Annotated in this window: 4 protein-coding genes; 2 read left to right on the top strand and 2 right to left on the bottom strand. The window is 41.1% G+C overall.

Going from position 1 to position 6,068, the window contains the following annotated elements:
- Positions 1–413: 413 nt before the first annotated feature.
- Positions 414–1,001, top strand: a complete 588-nt coding sequence (locus A3835_08125; GenBank protein ID ORI06431.1) for an endonuclease — start codon at positions 414–416, stop codon at positions 999–1,001.
- Positions 1,002–1,197: 196 nt separating this feature from the next.
- The gene (locus A3835_08120) at positions 1,198–2,556 is read left to right on the top strand and encodes a glutamate dehydrogenase (GenBank protein ORI06430.1); all 1,359 of its coding nucleotides are present in this window, start codon (positions 1,198–1,200) and stop codon (positions 2,554–2,556) included.
- Between the two features lie 1,008 nt (positions 2,557–3,564).
- On the opposite strand, the gene A3835_08115 is transcribed toward A3835_08120, so the two are convergent.
- Positions 3,565–4,083 (bottom strand): translation initiation factor IF-3, encoded by a 519-nt coding sequence (locus A3835_08115; GenBank protein ORI06429.1) that lies wholly within the window; start codon positions 4,081–4,083, stop codon positions 3,565–3,567.
- On the bottom strand, positions 4,080–5,900 hold the full coding sequence (locus A3835_08110; protein ID ORI06428.1) for a threonine--tRNA ligase: 1,821 nt from the start codon (positions 5,898–5,900) through the stop codon (positions 4,080–4,082). Before A3835_08110 ends, A3835_08115 begins: the two co-directional genes overlap by 4 nt.
- Positions 5,901–6,068: the final 168 nt, after the last annotated feature.

Below are 6,068 nucleotides of genomic sequence, written 5' to 3'. Positions count from 1 at the left end.
CTCACTCGTGATAGAAGTTAAAAAACAAACGTCGATTTTATCTTTAGAAACATCAACACCACAAAAAAACGCTTTTTTCATTTTTGATACTCCTGAATAAAATTTAGGTTATGTTTCTTTCTTGTATTCAGTGTCAAGCACTAAGATTTTTAATCGAAACATTAACCCATAAGCCCTAAATCTTAAGAACAGTGTAAAACACTTTTTTATGAAGCAGGGGCTTATGGAAATTTTATAAAATCAAAAAGAGAAAAACGAAACAAGACAAGGTAAATTCTCTTTGATTTTATGGAAGTATCATACAAATTTATGAAGACTATGGTCTAAATTTGGCGACAAATGGGTCAAAATTAAAAGCACACCGAGTTAAATTTGATAAAATTTGCCAAAATTTAACAGATTAAAGGACTGATATGTTTTTAAAGTTAAACCAGATAGCTCAAAAGTTAGATCAAATTTTCTTGCCACTAGAGCAAGAGGGTATGACTGACATGAGACTCTTGCTTCAAAATGATGTTAAAGCTACCACACAAGCACTTAAAAACACACAAGAAGCTCTTGGCGTAAATTTTCCAGCTAAATTTTTAGAGTTAATAAGCAAATTTGACCTTGGAAATTTTGAAATTTGCAATGTCAAATTTGGCTCCAGAGGCGACTACGCGAGTGAGCTAGTACGGCTAAATAGCGTAGATGAGTACGGCGGCAAATGGTGGAGCTGCGAGGATCGCCCTTTAAATTTGATAGTCTTTGCCGTGGGTGATCCGTGGATATTTTTGCTTGATTGTACGAGTGGCGCGGTCTATGCATGGCTCTTTGGAGATGAGGAGCTTTGCGGTAGGTGCGTCGCAAGTGACTTTGAGAAATTTTTTATAGCGCTTGCTAACATCAATATAGCAAGACTAAATGATAAAGCTATGCCATCAACCGAGCAAATCCTAAAATTTGTCCAAGCAGATGGTAGAGCTCTTCTTTTCTGGCAAGAGATGGCATATGAAATTTAGCAAAATTAGGCTTCTTAGCCTAAAATCTCTTTTATAAATTTATCCTAGTGATCGAAACAAAAACTACTTTTTATAAATTTAGTTTCGATATGTAACGCTTATCGCCTAAAATAAAAATATAAAAATAAATTTAAATAAAAATTTTTTCTAGGAGAGTTAATATTCAACTACAAAAATTTGACGAATAGGAGCCAAAATGAGCGAGTACATCGAAAAAACGATGGAGTGGATAAAAAAGACCAATCCGGGTCAAGGCGTCTTTGTCCAGGCTGCGACCGAGGTGCTAAACAGCCTCGAGCCGCTTATAAAAAGAGAGAGCAAGTACCAAAAACACGCGATTCTAGAGCGTATCGTGATACCCGAGCGTACGGTAATCTTTCGCGTCACGTACACGGGCGACGACGGCAGACCGCAGGTAAATAACGGCTACCGCGTGCAGTTTAACTCAGCCGTGGGCCCCTATAAAGGCGGCATCAGACTGCATCCTAGCGTCGATCTTGGCGTACTAAAATTTCTAGGATTTGAGCAAATTTTTAAAAACTCGCTCACGGGCGTAAATATAGGCGGCGCAAAAGGCGGCAGCACCTTTGATCCAAAAGGCAAGAGCGAGGGCGAGATAATGCGCTTTTGCCAAGCGTTTATGAGCGAGCTATACCGCCACATCGGCAACACCGTAGATGTACCGGCAGGCGACATCGGCGTGGGCGCGCGCGAGATCGGCTATATGTTTGGGCAGTATAAAAAGCTCACGGGCAGATTTGACGGTATACTAACGGGTAAAGGCCTAAACTGGGGCGGCAGCCTAGCGCGCACGGAGGCGACCGGATACGGGCTGGTATATTTCACACAAAATATGCTGCAAAAAGCGGGCCTTGGCCTCGAGGGCAAAAAGTGCAGCGTCAGCGGTAGCGGAAACGTCGCCATATACACGGTAGAAAAGCTCTATCAAGTAGGTGCACTACCTATCACGGTTTCTGATTCAAACGGATACGTTTACGACGCGGAGGGCATCGATCTAGCCGTACTTAAAGAGCTAAAAGAAGTAAAACGTGCTCGCCTTAGCGAATATGTCAAATTTAGACCGAACGCAAAATACGTAAGCGTAAGCGAGTACAAAGAGGGCAGAAACGGCGTCTGGGACGTTCCATGCGACGGAGCCTTCCCATGTGCGACGCAAAACGAGCTTCACCTAGCTGATATAAAAGTGCTTTACGCAAATGGCTGCCGCTTCGTGGCTGAGGGCGCAAATATGCCAAGCACGCTTGATGCGATAAATTTCATGCTAGCGCAAAAGGATTTTTACTTCGCTCCGGCAAAGGCGGCAAACGCGGGCGGCGTGGGCACGTCGGGCCTTGAGATGATGCAAAACGCCGGCATGAACGCGTGGAGCTTTGAAAAGGTAGATCACAGACTACACGGCATCATGAATCACATCTTTGAGCTTAGCTACGAGACTAGCAAGGAGTTTGGCGACGAGGGAAATCTGGTGCTTGGCTCAAATATCGCGGGCTTTAGAAAAGTGGCCGACGCGATGATAGATCAAGGGTATGTGTAGGGCTAATTTTGCTCTTAGCTCTATAAATTTACGTCCAAGTTAAATTTGGACGTAAATCAATATGAAATAATTTTGGGCTTTTAGCTAAAAGAGAGTTTGTCTTTTGTATGACAAATTTTACTGACAAACTATCAAATTTACGCTAGTTTGAAGTATTTTATACAGCGTTCGTTTTGACAAATTCGCGGTGGTGTGATAGATGTAGATTTGAAGCTCGCCTAAATTTAAAATATTGATACTAAGGTGGCGAGCAGATTACTATTTTTAGAGCATTTAATAGAAATTTGTCAAAAAAGCTGGTGTGGTGGCAAATGGTGGAGTGGCGAGGTTTGTGCAACAACTTTGAAAGTTTTTGCCATGGATGCTTTTTGCTTGATTACACGAGTGGTATGTTTATGTGTGGCTGTTTAAAGATGAAGAAATTTGTAGCAAGCGCGTTGCGAGCGAGAAATTTTTATAGTGTTAGCTGGTATCGATATAGCAAGGCAAAATGAAGAAGTCCTGGCAGAGAATGAGCAAACACTAAATTTTATCCAAGCAGATTATAGGGCATTTGATTTTTGCCAAGAAATGGCTTATAAAAATTTAGTAAATTTATGCTCACCCAGTCTAAATTCTCTTTTATAAATTTAAGCTACAAACAATCGAGTTTCTTACCAAATTTAGCCTGTAATTAGACAAAATTTGGTTTCAAACACCCACGCAAACACTTAAATTTACAAACTCGCAAGAAAGTCAATTTGTCTAGATTATTTTCAGCACAACGTCTATACAAGTGATGTCAAAGTATTAAATCCCAGTAAGCAAAAATCAAAATCCACTAAATTTAAGCCACGCCTAAATTCATCCTGCAAAATTTAACCACAAGCCACATCAGCCCGGCAAACGCCCTTGCGTAAATTTAGCAGATATAAAAATGATAGAATTTTTGAGAAATAGTTATTTGTAAGTTTTTGTATTAAAAATTTAATGAAAAAGAGCAAGCCCTAGCCTGCTCTTTGTGAAAATTTAACCCTTTTTTGGAGTTACAAGCATATTTACATAACGACCTTCTATTATAGGCTCTTTGTCGCGATCAGCCTCATCTTTGATCATCTCCCAGACCTTCTCAAGCATGGCTACTCCAGCCTCTGGGGTGCTCATCTCGCGACCCTTTAAAAATACACGAAATTTAACATGTTTGCCATCTTGCAAAAACTCGCTTGCGTGTTTAACCTTGTAGTTTATATCGTTTTGGGCGATCTTGACAGAGAGTTTTATCTCTTTTATCTCGATGGTTTTTTGCTTTTTCTTGGCCTCTTTTTGCTTCTTCTCTTGCTGATAGCGGAATTTGCCATAGTCCATTATCTTGCAAACTGGCGGCTTCGCGTCTGGCGCTATAAGCACTAGATCAAGCCCAAGTTTATTTGAGATCTCTAAAGCCTCATCTCTTGAGATGACACCGTATGCTGTGCCATCATCCCCTACACATCTTACCTCTCTCGCCCTTATGTCCTCATTGAGCAATACTTCATTTTCCTTACTCAAAAATGTACCTCACTAAGTTTCTCCTTCGTTAAATTTATAAATTCCGCCAAGCTCATATCGCTCTGCGTCCTAGCCTGTCTGTCGCGCAACGCAACACTTTTGTTCGCTACTTCGTTGTCTCCTAGCACGACTATCATAGGCACCCTTTGTTTTTCTGCCGTTCTTATTCTCTTATTTAAACTCTCATTTTTACTTGCGATCTCGCTATCGACGTTGATCTTTCTTAGCTCGCGTGAAATTTCTTTTGCGTAGTCTAAATGCGCGTCGCTAATAGGCACGATGACGACTTGCGTAGGAGCTATGAAAAATGGTAGCTCGCCAGCAGTGTGCTCAAGTAAAATTCCTATAAATCTCTCAAAACTGCCAAGCAGTGCTCTGTGAAGCATTACAGGGCGCTGTCTTTCGTTGTTTGCGTCGATGTAGCCAAGGTCAAAGCGCTCTGGCAAGTTAAAATCAACCTGTATCGTGCCGCACTGCCACTTTCTCTTAAGCGCGTCAGTTATCTTAATGTCGATCTTTGGTCCATAAAATGCGCCGCCGCCCTCGTCGATGCCGTATTTAAAACCGTTTTCATCAAGAGCTTCTTTTAACGCTTTTGTAGCAGTTTCCCAAATTTCATCGCCACCGATAGCTTTGGCTGGCTTGGTTGAAATCTCCATCTCATAGTGGAAGCCAAAATTTTCCATTATCGTGCCAGCAAATTTTAAAATTTCTAAGATATTTTCTTTGATCTGGCTTGGCATACAAAAGATATGTGAGTCATCTTGTGCAAATTCTCTAACCCTGAAAAGTCCGTGAAGTACTCCACTTTTCTCATGGCGATGTACGACGCCGTACTCAAAAAATTTAAGCGGCAAGTCACGGTAAGACCTGATATCACTTTGATAAACTTTGATGTGGCCAACGCAGTTCATCGGCTTGATGCCATACTCTGTCTCATCGATCGTTGTAAAGTACATATTTTCTTTGTAGTTTGCGTAGTGACCGCTTCTTCTCCACACGTCAGCCTTTAAAAGCTCTGGCCCACGCACTGGCTCGTAGCCGCGATCTCTGTGAGCTTTGTATAGAAGTTGCTCTAGTTTTGATCTTAAGCGTCCGCCATTTGGTAGCCAGATAGGCAAACCACCACCCACTTCTTCATCAAATGTAAATAGCTTCATCTCAACGCCAAGCTTTCTGTGATCGCGCTTTTTAGCCTCTTCGATGATGCGGATGTGCTCTTTTAGGCTCTCTTTGTCTGCGTAAGCTGTACCGTAAATTCTAGTTAGCATCTCACGGCTCTCATCGCCGCCAAGATACGCGCCAGCCACGCGTGTAAGCTTGAAGAATTTTAAAAATTTAGTATTTGGCACATGTGGTCCGCGGCAAAGGTCTTCAAAATCGCCTTGTGCGTAGCTGCTCACTTCGCCATCTGGAATTCTTTTTAAGACCTCTTGTTTTAAGTCGTCGTTTTTAAATTTCTCACTCATATTAGCTTTGGTTGAGCAGGTTTTAACTATGTCAAATTTCTTCTCAGCAAGCTCTTTCATCTTATCTTCGATCGCTGCAAGATCGCTCTCGCCTAGCTTCGTGCCCTCATCATCAACTCTAAAATCATAATAAAATCCATCTTCTACATTTGGTCCGACAAAGAATTTCGCCTTTGGATAGAGTGATTTGATAGCTTGTGCCATGAGGTGTGCACAGGAGTGCCTGATAACGTGTAGTGCCTCTTTTGAGTTGTCGAAATAGACAGGCTCAGCACTACTCTCACGCCCTGCGATACTTTGAGTATCGACTATTTCGCCATTTAGTTTGTATGCGATGATATCGCTCATTGTTTTTCCTTATATCAAATTGTCTTTTTTACGATAAAAGAACGATTAAGGATTTTATCTAAATGGGCTTTAAGCTAAACTTAATAATTGCTAAGCAAATTTTTATAAATTCTTTTTAAATTTAGTAAAATTTGAGCCAAAATTTTTGGTTTTTAAAATATATTTTTT

The sequence above is a fragment of the Campylobacter concisus genome, from assembly GCA_002092835.1.
Lineage (GTDB): Bacteria > Campylobacterota > Campylobacteria > Campylobacterales > Campylobacteraceae > Campylobacter_A > Campylobacter_A concisus_K.
Note: the sequence above shows the minus strand (reverse complement) of the source record. Positions and strands in the feature narration are given on the sequence as shown.